The sequence below is a fragment of the Kitasatospora sp. NPDC001539 genome, from assembly GCF_040298565.1.
Taxonomy (GTDB): domain Bacteria; phylum Actinomycetota; class Actinomycetes; order Streptomycetales; family Streptomycetaceae; genus Kitasatospora.
Genome location: NZ_JBEPAK010000120.1, coordinates 1 through 21,379 on the forward strand (window position 1 = coordinate 1; position 21,379 = coordinate 21,379).

Annotated in this window: 14 protein-coding genes and 1 tRNA gene; 6 read left to right on the forward strand and 9 right to left on the reverse strand. The window is 73.6% G+C overall.

Annotated elements, in window-relative coordinates; translation table 11 throughout:
* The coding region (locus tag ABT247_RS19560; protein ID WP_502892470.1) for a penicillin acylase family protein at window positions 1–2,086 on the reverse strand (2,086 nt) is incomplete at its 3' end.
* Window positions 2,087–2,368: 282 nt separating this feature from the next.
* On the opposite strand from ABT247_RS19560, the gene ABT247_RS19565 reads away from it, so the two are divergent.
* Window positions 2,369–2,755: a RidA family protein gene (locus tag ABT247_RS19565; RefSeq protein WP_350744060.1), complete on the forward strand. Its 387-nt coding sequence runs from the start codon at window positions 2,369–2,371 to the stop codon at window positions 2,753–2,755.
* 55 nt (window positions 2,756–2,810) lie between these two features.
* Here the strand turns inward: ABT247_RS19565 and ABT247_RS19570 are convergent, their stop codons facing one another.
* The 3 genes from ABT247_RS19570 to ABT247_RS19580 form a co-directional block, all read right to left on the reverse strand.
* Entirely contained in the window at window positions 2,811–3,179 is a 369-nt protein-coding gene (locus ABT247_RS19570) for a DUF4180 domain-containing protein (protein ID WP_350744061.1), read from the reverse strand.
* A gap of 200 nt (window positions 3,180–3,379) precedes the next feature.
* On the reverse strand, window positions 3,380–4,774 hold the full coding sequence (locus tag ABT247_RS19575) for an MFS transporter (RefSeq protein WP_502892471.1): 1,395 nt from the start codon (window positions 4,772–4,774) through the stop codon (window positions 3,380–3,382).
* The gene (locus ABT247_RS19580; RefSeq protein ID WP_350744062.1) at window positions 4,771–5,580 is read right to left on the reverse strand and encodes a glycerophosphodiester phosphodiesterase family protein; all 810 of its coding nucleotides are present in this window, start codon (window positions 5,578–5,580) and stop codon (window positions 4,771–4,773) included. Before ABT247_RS19580 ends, ABT247_RS19575 begins: the two co-directional genes overlap by 4 nt.
* A 331-nt stretch (window positions 5,581–5,911) precedes the next feature.
* Here ABT247_RS19580 and ABT247_RS19585 point away from each other — a divergent pair.
* Window positions 5,912–5,988: transfer RNA gene (locus tag ABT247_RS19585), tRNA-Met, on the forward strand.
* Between the two features lie 144 nt (window positions 5,989–6,132).
* On the forward strand, window positions 6,133–7,632 hold the full coding sequence (locus ABT247_RS19590; protein WP_350744063.1) for a bifunctional phosphatase PAP2/diacylglycerol kinase family protein: 1,500 nt from the start codon (window positions 6,133–6,135) through the stop codon (window positions 7,630–7,632).
* A gap of 66 nt (window positions 7,633–7,698) precedes the next feature.
* On the opposite strand, the gene ABT247_RS19595 is transcribed toward ABT247_RS19590, so the two are convergent.
* Together ABT247_RS19595 and ABT247_RS19600 are read right to left on the reverse strand one after the other, a co-directional pair.
* Window positions 7,699–10,167 (reverse strand): SpoIIE family protein phosphatase, encoded by a 2,469-nt coding sequence (locus ABT247_RS19595; protein ID WP_350744064.1) that lies wholly within the window; start codon window positions 10,165–10,167, stop codon window positions 7,699–7,701.
* A gap of 41 nt (window positions 10,168–10,208) precedes the next feature.
* Window positions 10,209–13,664: a HAMP domain-containing hybrid sensor histidine kinase/response regulator gene (locus tag ABT247_RS19600; protein ID WP_350744065.1), complete on the reverse strand. Its 3,456-nt coding sequence runs from the start codon at window positions 13,662–13,664 to the stop codon at window positions 10,209–10,211.
* Between the two features lie 300 nt (window positions 13,665–13,964).
* On the opposite strand from ABT247_RS19600, the gene ABT247_RS19605 reads away from it, so the two are divergent.
* From ABT247_RS19605 to ABT247_RS19615, 3 genes are all read left to right on the forward strand, one after another.
* Window positions 13,965–14,837, forward strand: coding sequence for a SigB/SigF/SigG family RNA polymerase sigma factor (locus ABT247_RS19605; protein ID WP_350744066.1), 873 nt, complete (start codon window positions 13,965–13,967; stop codon window positions 14,835–14,837).
* Between the two features lie 67 nt (window positions 14,838–14,904).
* Entirely contained in the window at window positions 14,905–15,315 is a 411-nt protein-coding gene (locus ABT247_RS19610; RefSeq protein WP_350744067.1) for an STAS domain-containing protein, read from the forward strand.
* A 118-nt stretch (window positions 15,316–15,433) separates the two neighbouring features.
* Window positions 15,434–15,913, forward strand: a complete 480-nt coding sequence (locus ABT247_RS19615; protein WP_350744068.1) for an ATP-binding protein — start codon at window positions 15,434–15,436, stop codon at window positions 15,911–15,913.
* A 110-nt stretch (window positions 15,914–16,023) separates the two neighbouring features.
* Here the strand turns inward: ABT247_RS19615 and ABT247_RS19620 are convergent, their stop codons facing one another.
* The 3 genes from ABT247_RS19620 to ABT247_RS19630 form a co-directional block, all read right to left on the reverse strand.
* A complete protein-coding gene (locus tag ABT247_RS19620) occupies window positions 16,024–18,645 on the reverse strand; it encodes a SpoIIE family protein phosphatase (protein ID WP_350744069.1) in 2,622 nt (873 codons plus the stop codon).
* Window positions 18,646–18,701: 56 nt separating this feature from the next.
* Window positions 18,702–20,993 carry a catalase gene (locus ABT247_RS19625; protein WP_350744070.1) on the reverse strand — a complete coding sequence of 764 codons (2,292 nt, stop codon included), beginning with the start codon at window positions 20,991–20,993 and terminating at the stop codon, window positions 18,702–18,704.
* Between the two features lie 211 nt (window positions 20,994–21,204).
* On the reverse strand, window positions 21,205–21,375 hold the full coding sequence (locus ABT247_RS19630) for a hydrophobic protein (protein ID WP_350744073.1): 171 nt from the start codon (window positions 21,373–21,375) through the stop codon (window positions 21,205–21,207).
* Window positions 21,376–21,379 lie beyond the last annotated feature (4 nt).

Here is a 21,379-nt window from a genome sequence, read left to right on the forward strand (position 1 = left end):
CCTTGACCCGGTCGTCGAGCAGGTTGGCCCGGTGCACCGAGCCGTTGCCGAAGCCGGCCGCGGTGTAGCCGGCGGCCTGCTTGTTGTTCCAGGAGACGTAGTAGTCCTGGTTCACGGACTGCGGGTGCTCGGCCGCCGGGGTGTACCGGGCCGTGTTGGTGGCCGGGTCGAAGTCCGCCCACTCGTAGGAGGGTTGGGCGAGGACGGGCAGGCCGGCGTCGACCCCGGCGGCGCGCACCGGGTTGCTGCCGGAGTTGTAGTACGCGATGTCGCGGGAGTCCGCGTAGAACCAGTTGAAGGTGTAGTTGATGTCCTGGGCGGCGCGCTGGAAGCTCGGGGCGTCGTGCACGGCGCCGGGGTCGTTCAGCTCCTGGAAGCCGATGATGGAGTCGGCCTCGTGCCGGTAGGTGGAGCGCAGCGAGGTGAACGCGACGGGCTTGCCGCCGACGGTGCCCCGGGCGCTCACCAGGCCGTAGTTCGAGCGGCGCATCACCAGGGTGTACGAGCCGGCGGCGGTGGAGTCGGCGGTGGTCGGGCTCCACGCGTTCCTGCGTTCCAGCCGGTCGAAGGGCAGGCACTGGCCGTGCCAGAGGTAGGAGTCGGCGGCGGTGGTGACCGGTGAGCCGTCGGTGGTGCAGAGCGGGACGGCGTAGGTGTCGGTGATGTCCTGCCCGGCCGAGGTCGCGCTCCAGGCGTAGTCCTGGCCGCGGCCGAGCTGGACGTAGAAGCTCAGCCCGGCGAACGCGGCGCCGCGGGCGCTGATGCCGGGGCCCTGGAGTTCCTCGAGCATCAGCAGCTGCGGGGCGAAGTAGCCGGTCTGCGGGCCGAACACGGCCACCGGGTGGCCGTCGTCGGTGTGCGCGCCGGAGACCAGCAGGGCGTTGGACATGCCGTGCTTGGCGGTGAGCAGGTTGCCGGGCAGCACGCCGCCGGCCTTGGTCGTCGCGGTGTTCGCGGAGCCGGTGGCGTCGTAGATCATCCGCTCGGGCACCACGGAGCCGGGGTCGGGCACGGCCTCGCCCTGCGGATGGTCGGGCACGGTGGCGTACGGGAAGCTCTGGCCGTCGTGCAGGGTCCGCACCGCCTCGGGGTCGTCGGCCTCGCGCAGCGACTTCCAGACCGCGTCCCCGGCGTCCTTGCCGTAGCGGGCCTCGGCCGCCGACTTGACCTGGGCCGAGGCGAGTTCGTTGCCGCCGCCGGCGCCGAACAGCGCACCGACCACCGAGGCCAGGGCGACCAGGTCGGTCAGTTTGAACGGCTCGATCGAACCCGCGTTGGTGATCGGGTCGATGTGACCGGTGAGGTCGTACTCGCCGGGGAAGGTGCGGCCGTTGTACGCCTCCCTGGCGTACTGGTTGATGCCGTCGAGGTAGGCGTTCGCGTCGGCGAGGGCCTGGGCCGCCCGGCCGCCGCGGGCGGCGAGCCCGTCGATCTGCTGCTGCAACTCGGCCTCGGTGTACGGCGCGGCCTGCCAGAAGCTCTGCTCCAGCTGGCGGTTGGCGGCGGCGCCGCCCGCGAAGCCGGACAGCTGGCCGCGGCCGACGTGCCGGAACAGGTCCATCACCCAGAGCCGGTCCTGCGCGGCGGCGTAGCCGGCGCCGAACTCGGTGCCGTAGCGGGTGGTGCCGGTGATGTGCGGGATGCCGGCGGCCTTGTCGCGGACGATGGTGACGTCCGGGCGGGGGCTGGTGGTACTGGCGACCTGGTCGGCGGGGACGCCGAAGGAGGCGTCGTTGAAGAAGCCGCGCAGCCCGGCCTCGGTGAGCCCGGGGTAGCCGGAGGCGAGGGCCGCATACGGGCCGAGCTGGTCGTCGGTGTGCGCGGGGCGGCTGCCGAACATCCGGTTGAGCAGGATCTCGGCGAGCGTCGCGTTGCCGTTCTCGCCGGGCGGCAGGATGTCGGCGCAGTGGCCGCCGCAGTAGTCGGCGGCGGCCGCGGTCCCGGCCGCAGTGGTCGGGACGGCGGTGGCGCCGGTGGGGGTGGTGAGGGTCGCGGTGACCACCAGGGCGGACGCGAGGGCGGCGGCCGCCGCGAAGCGGAGGGGGTGTCGGAAAGGGTGTCGGAGGGTGTGGGGGCGTGGGCGCAAGGCGAGCTCCTCCGTCGAAGCCACGGGGAGTCGACGGTAGGGGTGCTACTGGCCGGTTGGCTAGTGGCGTGCATGCCATTTCCTGTACGGGACACCGGAGTTGTCGGCCGCGTCGGCGGCGGCCCGGTCCCGCGCGCGGTCGGTCCGGGCGGGGTACCGCGTCGGCGGGGCCGGCGGCGTCCGACAGGTCGGCCGCCGGCGCGCTCCCATGCGCCCAGGGGCATCACGCCGTGCCATGAGGCCTGTTGGACGGATCGGTGCAGGCCCCCTAGCGTTCGGCGCATGACAGAGCGACGCGCGATCCTCAGCGGTTCGACCTTCGAGGAGCAGATCGGTTACGCCCGGGCCGTGGTGGACGGCGAGTGGGTGCACGTGTCCGGGACGACCGGGTTCGACTACGCCCGGATGACGATCTCCGAGGACGTGGTGGAGCAGGCCGAGCAGTGCCTGCGCAACATCGGGGCCGCGCTGGCCGAGGCGGGGTGCGGCTTCGCCGACGTGGTGCGGGTGCGCTACCTGCTGCCCGAGCGTGCGGACTTCGAACCCTGCTGGCCGGTGCTGCGGCGCTGCTTCGGTGACGTCCGGCCGGCCGCCACCATGATGGTCTGCGGACTGGCCGACCCCCGGATGAGGATCGAGATCGAGGTGGACGCGCGGCGGCCCTCCTGACGGAGCCCCGGGCCCGCCGGGTCCGGGCGCGCGATCGGCCCGGACCCGGGTGCGCTCAGCGGCGGGACGCCAGGCGGGCGCCGAGGGCCTCCGGGTCGGGCAGGAACCAGATGTGGCCGCCCGCGTTGGACTCGTGGACCAGTGAGCGCAGGGCCGAACTGGCCTCCAGGTGGCGGGAGATGTCGCCGAGGACGGCCAGCGGCACCTGGTAGTTGACGAACTTCTGCATGACCTCCCCGGCGAACCCGGTGCTCAGGACGAAGAACTCGTCGCTCAGCCGGTCGGCCGGGACGGCGACGACCTCGGCGCCCTGGTACGTCGCGCCGATGAGGTCCAGTGCGTCCTGCACGGTGCTGATCACGGGCCCGGCCGGGTCGCACACCAGCACCTTCACGCCGCTCAGTTCCTGCACCGTGTCAGCCATGGCGTTCTCCTGCCGGTCGGTCGGGATGACCCGGGCGGAGCACCCGGCCCGGGCCTGATCATCGGTGATCCGGCCTCAATCTAGGCCAGGCGGAGCGGTGCCCGGAACCGATTTTGGGGCCGCCGACCGGGCCGTCCGGGCGCGGAACCCGACGCGTGGCGGAGAGCGCCGGGCCCGGCGCCCGGAGAGCAGCGGCGGTGTCAGAGCCGCTCGGGGACGGGGTTGCCGACCGCCTCGATGGCCCGGCGCAGCGGCACCTTCAGCAGGACCGCGAAGCCGATCACGAAGAACACCAGCAGCGAGATGATCGCCGAGCGGTAGCTGCCGGTGACCTGGTAGGCGACGCCGAAGACCAGCGGGCCCATCCAGCTGGTGCCGCGGTCGCTGACCTTGTACAGGCTGAAGTACTCCGCCTCCCGGCCGGCCGGGATCAGGTGGGAGAACAGCGAGCGGGAGAGCGCCTGGCTGCCGCCGAGCACCAGGCCGATCATGCACGCCAGGACGTAGAACCAGATGGGCTGGTGGGCGGGCATGACGTACCCGAGGGCGAGGGTGACCACCCAGCCGACCAGGGAGCCGAGGATGGTCCGCTTGGCGCCGTACCGCTGGGCGATCCGGCCGAGCAGCAGCGCCCCGCCGATCGCCACCACCTGGACCATCAGCACGGCGGTGACCAGCGAGGTCTGGTCCATGCCCAGCTCCTCGCTGCCGTACAGCGAGGCCTGCGAGACGACGGTCTGGATGCCGTCGTTGTAGCAGAGGAAGGCGGCGAGGTAGAGCAGCGTCAGCGGGTGCCGGCGCATGTTCTTCAGGGTCCGGCCGAGTTCCCGCAGGCTGCCGGCGGTGGGCCGGTCGGCCGCGGCCGCCGGGCGGTCGGGCGCGACGCCCGCCCGGGAGGGCAGTCGCAGCAGCGGGACGAGGGTGAACAGCGCCCACCAGAGTCCGGCCGAGGCCAGGCAGATCCGCACCGCGGTGCCGGAGGCGAGGCCGAGCGCGTCATGGCCCTGGAACAGCGCCAGGTTGGCGATCAGCAGCAGGCCGCCGCCCGCGTAGCCGTAGGCCCAGCCCTTGGAGGAGACCTTGTCGCGCTCGTCGGGGGAGGCCAGGCCCGGCAGGTAGGCGTACGACAGCGCGACCGACACGGCGTACGAGATGTTGGCGACCACCAGCAGGGCGCCGCCCAGCAGGTAGCGGTCGCCCTGGAGGAAGAACATCCCCGTCGTGGCGATCGCACCGACGTACGCGAAGCCGCACATCAGCTCCTTGTGCCGCCCGGTGCGGTCGGCGACGGTGCCGGTCAGCAGCATCACCGCGACCGAGATCAGCACCGAGAAGGAGACGGTGTACGGGAAGAACGACCCCGCGCGGATCGACAGGCCCAGCGGGTGCACGTCGCCGGACGCGTCGGCGGCGTTCCTGGCCACCTCGGTCAGGTAGGGGCCGAGGAACACCGTCAGGACGGTGGCCGAGAAGGCGGCGTTGGCCCAGTCGTTGACGTACCAGCCGAACTGCATCCGGCGCAGCGCGCGGCCGTCGCCGCTGGTCGGCGGCGGCTCGTCCGCCACGTGGTCCCGCAAGTGGTCCGTGGTGCTCATACGGCTCCCTGTTCCGTGCTGGAGCCGGTGCTGCCGTGCGTCCAGCAGCCGCGCTCGCTGAGGACGTCCCGGAGGACGTCGATGCGATCGGCCATGATGCCATCCACACCCAGGTCGAGGAGAGCCCTGATCCGTGTGGGATCGTCCACAGTCCAGACGTGGACCTGCAGGCCCAGCCGGTGCGCGGCGCGTACGAAGGCCCGGTCGACCACTCGGACGCCCAGGTGCCGCTCCGGCACCTGCGCACACAGCCCGGCGTACGGCGCCCGGCGCCCCGGCCGGGGCGGCAGCGGGCCGCCCAGCGAGCGCAGCCGCAGCCGGGCCACCTCGCGGGGGCCGAGCGAGGTGGCCAGCCGGGGCCCGGCGGCGGCCCGGACGGCGGCCAGGCGGCTGTCGGAGAAGCCGCCGACGCAGACCCGGTCCCAGGCGTCGGTCCGGCGGATCGCCTCGACCAGGGGGGCGACGGCCGGTGCCGCCTTGACGTCGATGTTGAACCGGGCCTCGGGGAACGCCCCGAGCAGGTCCTCCAGCAGCGGGACCGGCTCCCGGCCGCCGATCCGGGCCCGCCGGACGGTCTCCCAGGGCAGCTCGGCGACGGCTCCGCTCCGGTCGGTGACCCGGTCGAGCCGGGAGTCGTGGAAGGCCACCAGCACGCCGTCGGCGGTGGCGTGCACGTCCGTTTCGAGGTAGCGGTAGCCGAGCGCCACGGCGGCGTCGAACGCGGCGAGCGAGTTCTCGGGGTGCCCGAGCTCACCGCCCCGGTGCGCGAAGGCGAGCGGCCCCGGGTGGTCGAGGAAGGGGTGCATGTGGTGCTCCGAGCTGCGGGGACAGGGGGCGGTGCTGCCGGTTCGCGGCCGTCCCGGATCGCTCCGCGTTACAGTATTACGCACTCTGTCAAGCAGTAATGATCATCGTCCGCCTCCCCCGGAAGGAGAACGGGGCGCCGATCGTCGGACCCTCGGCGGTGGGGCCGGTGCGGGCCTTCGCCGGTCAAGGAGGGTGCCTGGAAGATCTTTTGACGCCGGATCACCTCGTGGCGGCCTTTGGAGGCAGGCGGTGGCGCTCTCCTGTCGGACGGTCGGTCCGGAAACCCGATTTCGTGTTCGCCCGGTTGTCGCCTATGGTTGGTCTCACCGACGCGGGGTGGAGCAGCTCGGTAGCTCGCTGGGCTCATAACCCAGAGGTCGCAGGTTCAAATCCTGTCCCCGCTACCAATCCGAAGCCGGGGTCGACGCGAGATCGCGTCGGCCCCGGCTTCGTCGTCCCTCGGCCGCCGCCCTGAGGTCGACGTCCCCGGCCGCGACACACCGATCGCCGTCCTCCCCGGCGGCGCCGTCCGATCGGCCTAGGCTCGTCGGATGAAACGATTGGGGACCTCACGACTCGACGCCATCGACCGGGCCCTGTTCGACCGCATCGCCGCCGCCCCGCTGCACGGCACCCGCCCCTGGTTGCGGGCCCTGAGCCGGGCCGCCGACCACGGACTGCTGTGGACGGGCACCGCCGCCGTCCTCGGCGCGTTCGGCGGGCGCACCGGGCGGCGGGCGGCCCTTCGCGGACTCGGCTCGCTCGCCATCGCCTCGGCCACCGCCAACACCGTCGCCAAACACGCCACCCGCCGGCCCCGCCCCGCGCTGGACGGCGTACCGTCCCTGCGCCGGCTGCTGCGCCAGCCCGTCACCACGTCGTTCCCCTCCGGCCACTCCGCCTCCGCGGCCGCCTTCGCCACCGGCGTGGCCATCGAGTCCCCGCTGCTGGGGGCGGCCGTCGCGCCGATCGCCGCGGCGGTGGCGTTCTCGCGGGTCTACACCGGGGTGCACTACCCGGGCGACGTCCTCGCCGGTGCGGCGCTGGGTGCGGCCGCGGCCGGCACCACCCTGCGGTGGTGGCCGCGCGCGTCCGACGCCCCGCCGTCGGCCGCCCCCGCCGCTCGCCCGGCGCCCGCGCTGAAGCGGGGGAGGGGCCTGTCGGTGGTGGTCAACTCGGGCTCCGGCAACGGCTCCCCGATAGCCGCCGGCCCCGAGGACACGGCGGAGGAACTGCGCGCCATGCTGCCCGAGGCGGACGTCCGGGTGTGTGGACCGCAGGACGACCTGGCCAAGATGCTGGGCGAGGCCGCCGACCGGGCCGCCGCCGTCGACGGCGCGCTCGGGGTGTGCGGGGGCGACGGCAGCGTCAACCTGGCCGCCGCCCTGGCCGTCGAGCGCGCACTGCCGCTGGCCGTCTTCCCCGGCGGAACCCTCAACCACTTCGCCCTGGACCTCGGCGCCACCACCCACGGGGCCACCGCCGAGGCCGTGGAGGCCGGCAGCGCGGTCGGCGTGGACCTGGGACTGGCCGCCGACGCCGACGGCACCCGGACCTTCGTCAACACCTTCAGCCTCGGTATCTACCCCGAACTCGTGCACCAGCGCGAGAAGTTGGAGGGACGCATCGGCAAGTGGCCGGCCCTCGCGGTGGCCGTGGCCAAGCTGTTGCCGAGCGCCGAACCGGTCACCGTCCACGCCGCCGGCCGCCCGCGCCGACTGTGGCTGCTGTTCGCCGGCAACGGGGCGTACGAACCGGCGGGCCTCGCCCCCACCCGGCGCGCCGCGCTGGCCGACGGACTCCTCGACGTCCGGGTCGTCGACGGCGGCAGGCCCTTCGCCCGCACCCGGCTGGCCGCCGCCTTCCTGTCCGGGACCCTGGACCGTTCCCGGGTCTACCGGACGGTTCGCCTGCGCGCCTTGGAGGTGGACTCCCTCGGCGACGCCGACCGCATCGCGGTCGACGGCGAAAGCGTCCCGGCGCACGGTGCGCTGCGGCTGTCCAAGTCGCCCGCCGCGCTCACCGTCTACCGCCCGGCGGTCGCCGACTGAGCCTCCGGGCCGGGCCCGTCGTCCGGAGCCCCGCTCGGCGGGGTCGGGGACGGGCCCGGTCGGCGGTCAGCGGACCGCCACCCCGACCAGGCAGGTGTCGTCGTCCGTGTCGGCGCTGCTGTACTGCAGCAGGTGGTCCAGGTGCCCCTCCAGGCCGTCCGCGCTGGTGGCCGACTGGTGGTGGGCCCGCTCCGCGAGCGTCATCAGGTTGGTCAGGGACGCCTGGAGCGACTCGTCCCGGCGCTCGATCAGCCCGTCGGTGTACATCACCAGGGTGTCGCCGGCCTGGAGGACGAAGTCGTGCTCCTCGTACTCCGCCTGGTCCAGGGCGCCGAGCAGGATGCCGCCCACCTGCGGGAGGGTCATCGCCCGGCCCTCCCGCACCAGGACCGGCGGCGGGTGGCCCGCGCGGGCCCAGCGCAGCCGGCGGGTGGCCGGCTCGTAGAGCCCGCAGACCGCGGTGGCCGTGACGTTGTCGGTCAGGTGGTGGGTGACGCTGTTGAGCCAGCTCAGCAACTGGGCCGGCCCGGCGCCGGTGGCGGCCAGACCGCGCAGGGCGTTGCGCAGCGCGACCATGCCGGTGGCGGCCTCGATGCCGTGCCCCGCGACGTCGCCGACGCACAGCAGCACGTCGCCCGTCGGCAGGGCCAGCGCGTCGTACCAGTCGCCCCCGACCAGGTGGTCCTTCTCGGCCGGGCGGTAGCGGACCGCGACGCGCAGGTCGTGCAGGTCCAACGGCCCCCGGGCGGGCGGCATGATGGCGTGCTGGAGCTGGAGGGCGAGGCGGCTGCGCTCGGCGGCCTGCTGCTCGCTCTGCGCCAGCTGGTCGCGGGTGGCGGCCAGCGCCACCTCCGTCCAGTGCTGGGCCGAGATGTCCTGGTAGGCGCCGCGGACGATGCGCAGCCCGCTGTCCGGGTCGCGCACCGGCTCGGCCACCACGCGGATGTGCCGGGTGACGCCGTCGGGGCGTTGCAGCCGGAAGGCGGTGGAGGCCGGGCGCCGGTGGTACAGGAGGGTGCGCAGGAACCGGCCGATGGTGTGCCGGTCGTCCGGGTGGGCGTGCTCGGCCAGCTGGTCGAGGGCGATCGGCTGTGCGGTGGGCGGCAGCCCGTGAAGCTCGAACAGCGTGTCGTTCCAGACGATCTGACGGGTCTTCAGGTTCTCCTCGAAGCCGCCGATCCGGCCCAGACGCTGCGCGTGCTGGAGCAGCCGGGCGACCCTCGGGGTGCCGTCGTCGAGCCGCCAGACGACCACCAGGTGGATGCCGTGGCGGCTGATGCTCACCTGCGCCCGGGCGCTCAGCGGCACCCCGTCGACCAGGGCGGCGAGCCGCATGCCCTGGGCGCGGAAGGGCTCTCCGGTGGCGAAGACGTGCTCGACCTTCTCGGCCAGGCCTCCCGGCTCGGCCGCCAGCGGGTACGCCTCCAGCAGGCGGGTGCCCACGATGGCGGCGGTGGGCCGGCCGGCGAAGTCGACGAAGGACGGGTTGACGTGCCGGATCACGAACTTCAGCGGGAGCTCGGTGTCCTCAGGAGCCACCCGCAGGACCAGGCAGGGATCGAGGAGACCGTCCGTCAGCTGCCGCAACTCGTCGAACTGGGCGTCCGCCGGGTCCGCGACGGCGTACTGCCGGCTGTCCCAGGACTCCAGGGTGGCGGCCGCCACCTCGGCCAGCGCCTCGAACTGCCGTTGCAGGGGCTGCGACTGCTCGGGCAGCGCCTCGCGCCAGCAGATCTCCAGCACGCCGATCAGCCGGCCGCCGACCCCCGCCGGGACGGCGAGGCGCCCGCCGCGGATCTCGTGCTGGCCGATCGAGGGCAGCGACGCCTCGGCGAGCGTGTGGTAGCCGACCGCGGCGCGTTCGTCCAGGGCCCGGCGGGCCGGGGTCGGCACGCCCGGCGGGACGTGCCGCCAGCGGCGCGCCTCCTCCGGCTGGAAGCCGGCGCTGCCCGCCAGGGACAGCGAGAGGTCGGGGTGGGCCGCCCAGACCGCCACCGCGGCCACCCCGAGCGGCCGCAGGGCGTGCTCCAGCATGGAGCGCGCGGCCGTCGCGGCGTCACCGCCCGCGATGGTGTCGGCCTCGGTGCTGCGCAGCCGCAGCGCCACCGGGTCCTCCGGCCGGACGGCCGTACCGGCGACGAAGTCCCGGGCGAGCGCCGAGATCTGGTCCGCCGCCACCTGGTTGACCAGGTCGGCGGCCAGCGCCAGCGTCGTGACGCCCGCCTGCTCGGCCAGGCTCTCCAGCTGCCGGGCAGCCTCGGTGGGGCCGCAGCGCAGCCGCTCCACCAGGACGCCGACGGCCATCTCGACGACGGCACGGCCGGCCGCGTCGGCCTGCGCCTGGTCCAGCTCCTGGCGCAGCCGCTCGACCGTGGTGGCGAGCCGGCCGACGGCCGCCGCGTCGCCTCCCGGCTCCTGGGTGGCCGGCGCCTCCGGGTCCGCCGGGGTCCGCTGCGCGCCGACCCTGGGGGCCTCGACGCCCGGCTCGATCGCGGCGGGGCGGCCGGTGGCGAGTCGCTCCTGGGGGTCCTGCACGGTGGTGGCTCCTGGGGTCTCGGCTGCTGCTCCGGCGGTGGTCACCGCGTGAGGTGGTGCGTGATCCGGCTGACCACCTCGTTCGCGTCGACCGGCTTGGTGATGTAGTCGCTCGCTCCGGCCGCCAGGCTCTTCTCCCGGTCGCCGATCATGGCCTTGGCGGTGACGGCGATGATCGGCAGGCCCTCGTGCTCGGGCATCGCGCGGATCGCCGCGGTGGCCGTGTACCCGTCCATCTCGGGCATCATCACGTCCATCAGGATGACGTCGATCCCGGGGTGGGCGGTGAGCGACTCCAGGGCGGCCCGGCCGTTCTCGGCCTGGAGGACGCGCATGCCGTGGAGCTCCAGGATGCTGGTGATCGCGTACAGGTTGCGGTCGTCGTCGTCGACGACCAGCGCCGTGCGGCCGGCGAGGGCCGGTTCGGCGTCCGGGCTCCAGGACCCGACCCGCTCCGGGCCGTGCGCCGGGGGCAGGGCGCCGCCGGGGCGGTCGGCGCTCATGTGCAGGGCGATCCGCTCGCGCAGCTCGTCCAGGCTGGCGATCAGCTCCAGCGGCCGCTCGTCCTGCCGCAGGAACGCGTCCGCCTGCTCGCCGGCGGCGCCCCGGTTGTGGTGCGCCAGCACCGGGACGGTGTGCAGGGCCGGGTCGCCCTCCATCTCGGCGAGGAGCGTGGCGGCTGTGCCGTCCGGCAGGTCCAGTTCCAGGACGACGCAGTGGCAGGGGGCGGTGGCGAGCGCGGTGGCGGCCTCGTGGGCTCCGACGGCGGTGACGATCTCGACCTGCCGGTGCCCGGCGGAGTAGCGGGCGAGGTCGGCGACGGCGTTCTCCGCCACCAGGCTCAGCAGCCCGTTCGGCCGGCTCTCCACCACCAGGAGGCGCCGCGGGCGCCCGGGGGAGGCGTGGTCGCCCGGGTCGTGCACCGGATCCTCGGACGGCCGCACGGCGGCGCCGCCCAGCGCCCCGGAGACGGCCGGCGGCTCGCCGGTGGGCACCTCGGAGTGCGCGACGGGGAGGTAGAGGGTGAAGACGCTGCCCCGGCCCAGGGTGCTCTCCACGGTGATCGCACCGCCGAGCAGGTAGGCGATCTCGCGGCTGATGGACAGCCCGAGGCCGGTGCCGCCGTACTTGCGGCTGGTGGTGCCGTCGGCCTGCTGGAAGGCGCCGAACACCGTCTCCAGGTTCTGGGGGGCGATGCCGATGCCGGTGTCGGTGACGCGGAAGGCGAGCACCGGGCCGCCGCGCCGCACGCCGTCGGGCAGTTCGGCCTCGACCGCGGGCTCGATGCGCAGCTCGACCCGCCCGTGCTCGGTGAACTTGACGGCGTTGGACAGCAGGTTGCGCAGCACCTGGCGCAGCCGGTAGTCGTCGGTGCGCAGTTCGCCGGGCACCCCGGGGGCCGTCCGGACGGCGAAGGCGAGGTTCTTCTGCCCGGTCATCGGGCGGAAGGTGGCCTCGACGTAGTCGAGCAGCGCGGGCAGCGGCACCGCGTCGACGCTCAGGTCCATCTTGCCGGCCTCGACCTTGGAGAGGTCGAGGATGTCGTTGATGAGCTGGAGCAGGTCGGAGCCGGCGGAGTGGATGATGCCGGCGTACTCGACCTGCTTGGCCGTCAGGTTCCGGGTGGGGTTCTGGGCGAGCAGCTGGGCGAGGATCAGCAGGCTGTTGAGCGGGGTGCGCAGCTCGTGGCTCATGTTGGCCAGGAACTCCGACTTGTACTTCGAGGCGAGGGCCAGCTGGTGGGCGCGTTCCTCCAGTTCCTGGCGGGCCTGCTCGATCTCCAGGTTCTTGGTCTCGATGTCGCGGTTCTGCGCCGCCAGCAGCTCCGCCTTGTCCTCCAACTCGGCGTTGGAGAACTGGAGCTCCTCCTGCCGGGCCTGCAACTCCTCGGACCTCGCCTGGAGTTCGGCGGTCAGGCGCTGGGACTCGCCGAGCAGCTCGTCGGTCCTGGCGTTGGCGATGATGGTGTTGAGGTTGACCCCGATGGTCTCCAGCAGCTGGTCCAGGAAGTCCCGGTGGACCTGGGTGAACGGCTTCACGGAGGCCAGTTCGATGACGCCGAGGACCTGGTCCTCGACGACGATCGGCAGCACGACCAGCGACAGCGAGTCGATGCGGCCGAGGCCGGAGGCGGCGGCCAGGTAGCCGGGCGGGAGGGCGTCGACGGCGATGGTCCGCCGGCTGCGCGCGGCCTGGCCGACGAAGGACTCGCCGAGGCGGAAGCGGGTGGGGCGGTCGCCGTCGGGGAAGGCGTAGGAGCCGACGAGTTGGAGCGTCGTGCCGTCCGGGCCGTCCTCGGCGAGGTAGAAGGCGCCGCACTGGGCGCCGACCAGCGGGGCGAGTTCGTCCATCACGGACGCGGCGACGACGCCGAGGTCGCGCCTGCCTTGCATCAGGGCGGAGAAGCGGGCGAGGTTGGTCTTCAGCCAGTCCTGTTCCTCGTTGGCCCGGGTGGTCTCGCGCAGCGACTCCACCATGAAGTTGATGTTGTCCTTGAGGTCGGCGACCTCGCCGGAGGCGTCCACGGTGATCGAGCGGGTCAGGTCGCCGGCCGCCACCGCGCTGGTGACCTCGGCGATCGCCCGGACCTGCCGGGTGAGGTTGCCGGCCAGCTCGTTCACGTTCTCGGTGAGCCGCTTCCAGGTGCCGGACACGCCCTGGACCTTGGCCTGGCCGCCCAGGCGCCCCTCGGTGCCGACCTCCCGGGCGACCCTGGTCACCTCGTCGGCGAAGGAGGAGAGTTGGTCGACCATCGTGTTGATGGTCTCCTTCAGCTCCAGGATCTCGCCCCGGGCCGTGACGGTGATCTTCTGCGAGAGGTCCCCCTCGGCCACCGCGGTGGCCACCTGGGCGATCGCCCGGACCTGGCCGGTGAGGTTGCCGGCCATGGAGTTCACCGAGTCGGTGAGGTCGCGCCAGGTCCCGGACACGCCGACGACCCGGGCCTGGCCGCCGAGGATGCCCTCGGTGCCGACCTCCCGGGCGACCCTGGTCACCTCCCCGGCGAAGGAGGAGAGTTGGTCGACCATCGTGTTGACGGTGTTCTTCAGCTCCAGGATCTCGCCCCGGGCGTCGACCTCGATCTTCTGGGTGAGGTCGCCGCGCGCCACCGCCGTGGTCACCTGGGCGATGCCGCGCACCTGCCAGGTGAGGTTGCCGGCCATCGCGTTGACCGAGTCGGTGAGGTCCGCCCAGGTGCCCGACACCCCGGGCACCTGCGCCTGGCCGCCGAGGCGGCCGTCGGTGCCGACCTCGCGCGCGACCCGGGTCACCTCCGAGGTGAAGTGGGACAGTTGGTCGACCATCCCGTTGAACACCGAGGCGATCTCGCCGAGCAGCCCGGGCGCGTCGTCGGGCAGCTTGGTGCTGAAGTCGCCGTCCCGGACGGCCGTGAGGCCCGCCAGCAACTGCCGCAGTTCCGGCTCGTTCCCCGGAGCGGCGTCCGGCCCGCCCTCCGGGCGGTGCTGCGAACCCTTGGACGTCAGCGGACCAGCCATCGAACGTCGCCTCCGTAGAACGCCGGGCCGGAGCCCGCATCCGGTCGTGCGCACCACGGCCGACCGGGTGCCGGGTGGCTCCGGGTCGCCACTCCGGAGTGCGGTGGGTACCGTCAACGGAGGCTACCCCAGGGCCCGCGGCGCGGGAAAACGCCTGCCACCGGGGTGGAAGCGGGCCGCACCGCGGGTGCGACCCCCGACGACGCGGCCTTCACAAAACGTTTACGGTGGATGACTGCATCGATCGGCGGACCCGGGGTAGCAGGGCCTCCGTCGTGCCGTTCTCGGGAAAGGACCTGCATGCCCACGCCCACTGGCGAACTGCTCGTCTCCGCAGCCGCACCCGGCGGAAAGCTCCGGGAGTCGCTCACGGTGGAGCTGCCCGAAGAAGTGGACCCGAAGGAGATCGCCCCCGCCGACGCGCGGGAGCTCACCCGGGTTCTGCTGCGACGCCTCGCCACCCTGGAGGAGGGGACGAGGGAGTACTCGTACGTCCGCAACACCCTGGTGGAGATGAACCTCTCCCTGGTGCGGTTCGCGATCCGCCGCTTCACCTCGCACCGCGAGCCCCAGGAGGATCTGCTCCAGGTCGGGGCGGTCGGCCTGATCAAGGCCATCGACCGGTTCGACCCGGAACTCGGTGTGGAATTCACCACATTCGCCATGCCGACCGTCCTCGGTGAGATCCGGCGCCACTTCCGCGACACCACCTGGGCCGTGCACGTGCCCCGCCGACTCCAGGAACTGCGCATCCTGCTGGCCAAGGCCCAGGACAAGCTGTTCCAGGACCTGGACCGCGCCCCCACGCCGACCGAACTCGCCGAGCACCTCTCGCTGCCCGTCGAGGAGGTCATCCAGGGTCTGGCCGCCGCCAACGGGCACACCGCCGGCTCCCTGGACCTCGGGAGCTCGGAGGACGAGGACGGCCCCGGCGCCCTCGCCGACCGGCTCGGTCACGAGGACCGCGACCTCGCCCGCGTCGAGGACCTGGTGGCGCTCAAGCCGCTGGTGGCCAAGCTGCCGGAGCGGGAACGGCTGATCCTCTCGATGCGGTTCTGCGAGGACATGACGCAGTCCCAGATCGGGGAGCGCCTCGGCCTCTCCCAGATGCACGTCTCCCGGCTGCTCACCCGCACGTTGCGGCAGCTGCGAGAAGGCCTCGAGCGCGACTGAGGCACCTCATGGAGCCCGCTGTTTGGCTGACGGGCCCGAGCCTACGTATGGTCGGAGGGCACGGACGATGGAGGGGACGACGATGATGCCATCCGACAACGGCCGGGGCGACACGGCCCTGGCGCCCGCCGCACCCAGGCCGGGCCTGGTGGTGAGCAGCCGAACCACCGAGGGTGGTGCGGTGGTCTGCACGCTCGCGGGCGACCTCGACGTGGAGACGCTGGACTCGGCCGCCGAGTTGCTCGCCGAGTTGGTCGCGCGGCGCCCGACGGCCGTGGTCATCGACCTGGGAGAGGTCGCCTTCTGCGACTCCTCGGGATTGAACCTGCTGCTCAGGACCCGCATCGCGGCAGAACGGGAAGGGCTGGAGCTGAGCCTTGCGGCGGTGGCTCCGACCGTGATGCGGGTCCTGGAACTGACCGGTGCGCGAACGGTGTTCACCATTCACGAATCGGTCGAGGCGGCCCTGCCGCACTGAGCGGCGGGCGGTCGGACCGCTCCAAGCCGCTGCCCGGTCGGCCCCGGGCAGGCATAATCCCGGAGGTGCCGGGAATCCGAGCTGCGAAAGCGTTGTCGATCCGAAGGGGTGCCCTCACATGACGATGAGCCGGGGAGCCCTGGACGGCGACCCGCACGGGGCCGAGCTCGTCCTGCCCGTCGGCGGTCAGCGAAGGCGATTGCCCCTTGCGGGGCTCCCCAAGCCGGTCGCCCGTGCCAGGGCCCACGCCGTCCAGGTGCTGGGCGACTGGTTCCCGCAGTCCCGCGCCCCGGGCGCGGGCGAGGGGATCGCCGAGGACGTCGTGCTGGTGGTCGCCGAACTCGTCGGCAACGCCATGCTGCACGGCGACGGCCCGCTGGAGCTGGTCCTCGCCGTCAACCCGGAGCGGCTGCGGATCGAGGTCAGCGACCAGAGTTCGGAGCTGCCGGCTCCGCGCGAGCCGCACCACCCGGCCCTGCCCGGTGGCCACGGCCTGTTCATCGTGCAGCGGCTGGCCGACCGCTGGGGTGCCGAGCCGCACGCCCTGGGGAAGACGATCTGGGTCGAGTTCGAGATCGCGCGCCTGCGGGGCGCGTAGGCGCGCCCGGGGCTTCCCGGGCGCCGTCGTCTTCGGGCGCCACCGCCCACGGGCCCGTTTCGGACCGTCGTCCGAGGACCGCTCAAGACCGGTGGTCGTCCGAGGACCGCTCAGACCGGTGGCGCGACGCGCAGCGCGAGCAGCGCCGTGTCGTCGTCGCTCTCGGCGCCGAGCGCGATGACCAGCTCGTCGCAGAAGACGGTGAGGGGCGCCCGAGCGAGGGCGGCGGTGTGCCGCCGCAACCGGGCCATGGCGTCGTCGAGGGGTTGCCCCCGGCGCTCGATCAGGCCGTCCGTGTACAGCAGCAGCGTGGAGCCGGGCGGCAGCCGGTCACTGGCCGTGACGCGGGGCAGGTCGGGCTCCATGCCGATCAGCAGGCCCGCACCCCTCTCCAGGTAGCGGGTCTCGCCGTCCCAGGTGGTGAGCAGCGGCGGCAGGTGCCCGGCGGAGGAGTAGTCCAGCTCCCGGTGCCCGTCGACGTCCCCCTTGACCAGGCCGTAGACGCAGGTGGCGGTGGAGTGGGGGTTCAGGGTGTGGTTCGCCCGGTCCAGCTGGCGCAGCACCTCGCCCGGCGGCTCCCCGCGGTCGACGGCGATGCCGCGCAGCATGTTCCGCAGCGCGCTCATGGCGACGGCGGCCCGTAGGTCGTGGCCCGCGACGTCGCCGATGACCAGCACGGTCTCCCCCGAGGGCAGCGCGAAGGCGTCGTACCAGTCCCCGCCGACCTCGGCGGTGCTGCTGGACGGGACGTAGCGGGCGACCAGCTCCAGGCGGTCGACCAGGGGCAGCTCGGGCAGCAGCGCGCGCTGGAGGCGTTCGGCGGTCTGCTGGGTGCGCAGGTGCAGGCGCGCGTTGTCCACCCCGAGGGAGATCCCGCGGACCAGCTCGGAGACCAGCACGACGTCCTCGGCGGTGAACGGGTGCTCGTCCCGGGTGCGCACCAGGGTGAGCGCCCCGAGGACCTCCCGCCGGGCCCGCAGCGGCGCCATCACCGCGCTGCTCGCCCCCAGCTCGGCGAACAGCTCCGCCTGCCGGGCGTCCAGCGGGCTCGGGGCGTCCTCGACCCGGGGGAAGTCGGTGACCAGCAGCGGGCCGGCGCCGCGCACCACCCGGGCCAGCGACCCCTGGGCGTCCTCCGACAGCGGGGGGAGCCGGCCCAGCAGCTCCTCCGGGACGCGCACCCGGGGATCGCGGTGCACGAGGCACATCCGCTCCACCCGGCCGTGCTCGTCCACCAGGTCCACCGCGCACCAGTCGGCCAGCTGGTGGGCCAGGACCTGGCACACCCGGCGCATCCGCTCGCCCAGGTCCAGGGTGCTGGACAGCGCGCTGCCGGTGTCCGCCAGTAGGGCCAGCCGTTCCAGCGCAGCCCGGTCGACACTGGCCCGGCGCGACTTCGTGGTGGTGCTCGGGAAGCGCACCGGGCCGGGCTCCGGCCGCGTCGCGTGGCCGCCGTCCGGCCCCGGGGACGGCGGGGCGGGCGGGGCCGTCCTCGGCATCAGGTGGGCGACGAACACGGTGCGGCCGTCGATCGCCTCCTGGGTCTGCACGTGCAGCCGGATCGGGATCAGCCGGCCGTCCCGGTGCAGGGCCGGGACGGGGACGGGGCGGCCCAGGATGCGCGGCTGGCCGGTGAGCAGCAGCGACGTGAAGGCGGCCCGGTGGCGCTTGCGCAGGTGGTCGGGGATCAGCGTGGTCAGCGGTTGTCCGATGAGGTCGCGCGCCGACCAGCCCAGCAGGTTCGCCGCCGACGGGCTCACCGCGATGATCCGGTTGAGGTCGTCGGCCGCGACCGTGGGCACGGTGGCGGCCTCCACCTCGCCGGCGTCCCAGGGGGCCAGCTCGCTGGGAGTGCTGCTCGGGACGCCGGGGGTCAGCGTCCAGGCGGTGGGCTCCTCGCCGGAGAGCTGGCCGACGACCTGGTCGAACAGCCAGTCGCGGAACGCGCGGATCTGCGGCAGGGCGGGAAGGGTGAGCAGGGTGCCCTGCTGCGCGGCGTCCTCGGCTTCGTCGAGCACCCGGCGCAGGGCCGTCACGACCCCGATGGCGTCCGCCGGGACGGCCACCAGGACGGAGAGCGTCGAACTGTCGGGGGTCTCCTGCTGCACCGAGGCGGTCATGCACGCGCAGATCACGTTGCTGCCGTCCTGGGCGACGGCCACCTCGTCCGGTCGCACGCCCGCGCGGTCCTCGACCCCCTCGGTCAGCTGGAGCTCCCGCAGCATCTCCTCCCAGTGCTGCTGGGCCGCCCAGTACAGGGCGTACGGCATGTCGGTCAGCGCCACGTTCACGGTCGGGCCGCAGGACGCCACAGTCTCCCACGCGGAGGCCGGCGGCGCCGGCCGGCCGGGCCACAGCTCGAACCAGACCGTCTTGCGGTCGGCGTCGCCGTGGACGCCGTGGCTGGGCGCCAGGTCCGCCACCAGGGCCAGGCCCCGGCCGGTGCCCGCGTACGGGTGCTGGTCGTGCGGCACCAGCCCGCGCTCCGGGCGCAGGTCGCTGACCCGCACCCCGATGCGTCCGTCCTCGACCCACGCCTGCACCTCGAACTCGGTGCCCGCGTGGAGGACCGCGTTGGCCGCCAGCTCGCCGGTCAGCAGCTCGGCGGTCTCCGCCGCCTCGGGGGGAGCGCCGTTCAGCACCGACTGCACGAAGCGGCGGGCCGACGCGGCGCTCCTCGGTTCCGGCGCGAGCCGCAGCGACGCCGCCCCGGGTGGAAGGGGGATTCCCATGTCTGGCCACTGCCCAGAAACCCGGGCGCCAAAAGGACGCCCGGGTTCCGGTCGGGCTATCGGCCACCGGCCGCCGCGGGCGGCGGGAAGCGGTCCCACACCCGGTGCGCGGCGAGCAGCTGGATCAGGCGTTCCACCGCCTCGTCGGGCCGGACGTCGGCGAGGACGCCCGGGCCGTCGGCGATGCCGGCGGCCCGCAGGGCGTCCTGGCCCCCGGCCACGGCGAGCAGGGGCTTGGCGTGGCGGTAGGCCTCGGTCAGCATCAGCACGAGCCGCGGGTCGACGGTGGGCGCGGCCGGCATCGGGTTGCCCGCCCTGGCGTCGCGGGCGGCCTGCGCGTCCGGCGCCGGGCCGGTCGCGCCGACCAGCACCAGCGCGTCGTACTCCACGGACCGGGCGGTGGCGTACGTCCGCTGTGCGGCGACGGGCTCGCCGTCGCCGTCCGCCGGCAGGCCGGCGCCGGTCGCGGCGATCACCAGCGGGACGAGACCGGCGTCCAGCACGGCCCGGCGCACCGTGGTCAGCGCGCCGTGGTCGGTGCCCGCGACGAGGCCGACGACCCGGCCGTCCGCCGGCCAGGTCCGCCCCAGCTGGGACAGCGCGGGGCTCGGCCGGACCTCCCCGAACGGCTCGGTCGGCTCGGGGGCGGGCAGGCCCAGGCCGGCGGCCACCTGCGCGCACAGGTAGCCGTCGATGTTGGCCAGCACCTGCAGCCCGCGCTCCTTGATCGCCCGTTCGTGGCACTTGCCGAGCTCGAAGGTGTACGCGGCGATGATGTGCTCACGCTCGACCGGGCTCATGCTCGCCCAGAACAGGCGCGGCTGGCTGAAGTGGTCCGCGAACGAGGCGGGCGCCTCGCGCACCTTGGTCGCGGCGGCCACCGGGGTCGGGTACTCGATGTAGGCGTGCTCCGCGGCTCCGGCGAAGAACGGGCAGCCGCCGTCGAGCGAGTTCGGCTTGTAGGGCGCCACGCCGGAGTGGACGGCGTGCTGGTGGAACCCGTCCCGCAGCATGTCGTTGACGGGGGCGTGGGTGCGGTTGACCGGAATCTGCGCGAAGTTCGGGCCGCCCAGCCGGGTGATCTGGGTGTCGAGGTAGGAGAACAGCCGCCCGGACAGCAGCGGGTCGTCGGTGATGTCGATCCCCGGCACCAGGTGGCCGGGATGGAAGGCGACCTGCTCGGTCTCGGCGAAGAAGTTGGTCGGGTTGGCGTTCAGCGTCAGCAGCCCCACCGGTCGCACCGGGGCCAGCTCCTCCGGGACGATCTTGGTCGGGTCGAGCAGGTCGATCCCCTCGAAGGTCTGCTCGGGCGTGTCGGGGAAGGTCTGGATGCCCAGCTCCCACTGGGGGAACGCACCGGCCTCGATCGCGTCCGCGAGGTCCCGGCGGTGGAAGTCCGGGTCCGTCCCGGCGACCAGCTGCGCCTCCTCCCAGACCATGGAGTGCACGCCCAGCTTGGGCTTCCAGTGCCACTTGACCAGGGTGCTCGCGCCCTCGGCGTTGACCAGCCGGAAGGTGTGGACGCCGAAGCCCTCCATGGTGCGGAAGGACCGCGGGATGCCGCGGTCGGACATGTTCCACAGGGTGTGGTGGGTGGCCTCGGTGTGCAGGGTGACGAAGTCCCAGAACGTGTCGTGGGCGGACTGGGCCTGGGGGATCTCCCGGTCGGGGTGGGGCTTGCCGGCGTGGATGACGTCGGGGAACTTGATCGCGTCCTGGATGAAGAAGACCGGGATGTTGTTGCCGACGAGGTCGAACACCCCCTCGGAGGTGTAGAACTTCGTGGCGAAGCCGCGGGTGTCGCGGACGGTGTCCGCCGAGCCGCGGGAGCCGAGGACGGTGGAGAAGCGCACGAACACCGGCGTCTCGACGTCCTCGGCGAGGAACGCGGCCTTGCAGACCGCCTGGGCGGTGCCGTACCCGCGGAAGACGCCGTGCGCGGCGGCGCCGCGGGCGTGGACGACGCGCTCGGGGATCCGCTCGTGGTCGAAGTGGGTGATCTTCTCGCGCAGGTGGTGGTCCTGGAGCAGGACGGGCCCCCGCGGGCCGGCCTTGAGCGAGTGGTCGCTGTCGGGCAGTCGGGCGCCCTGAGCGGTGGTCAGGAACGCGCCGTCCTGCGACCTGACCCGGGCGCCGGCGCCCGTGTCGCGGCCGGTGGCGGTCACCGGGCTCGGCGCCGCCTGGTCGGGCTTGGGCGGCAGCGGGTCGCGGACCTCCGTGGGCTCCCGTACGGTCGGCGGCTGCGGGCCGGGCGCGCCGGGGAGTTCGGGGCGCTCGGTCGGGACGACGTTCTGGACGACGTCGGCGACCTTGTCGACGATCTTCTTCACCGGTTCGGACGCTTCCATGGATCGACTCCTCGTTGAGGGGACTGCCCTTCCCGGGTAACCCCGGTCGTGCGTCCGGAAACGGATTCCGGCGGCCGGGAACCCGGCTGCGCGGCTCCTTCCCGCCACCGAAGGCGACCGTTCGGATGACGCCGCACACATGCGCGCACGGCCGCGGGGCCGCCCGATCGGCGACCCCGCGGCCGTGCGCACCGGCGCGCCCCGAGCGGGGCTACCAGCGGTACCAGCGGCCCCGTCCGCCGGCCGCCGTCGTACCCCGGGCGATGAAGCCGAGCAGCCAGACGACCAGCACGATGACGGCTGCCCACCAGAGCACCTTCAACGCGAATCCGGCGCCGAACAGGATCAGAGCGAGCAGAAGGACCAGCAGGAGCGGGACCATGGTT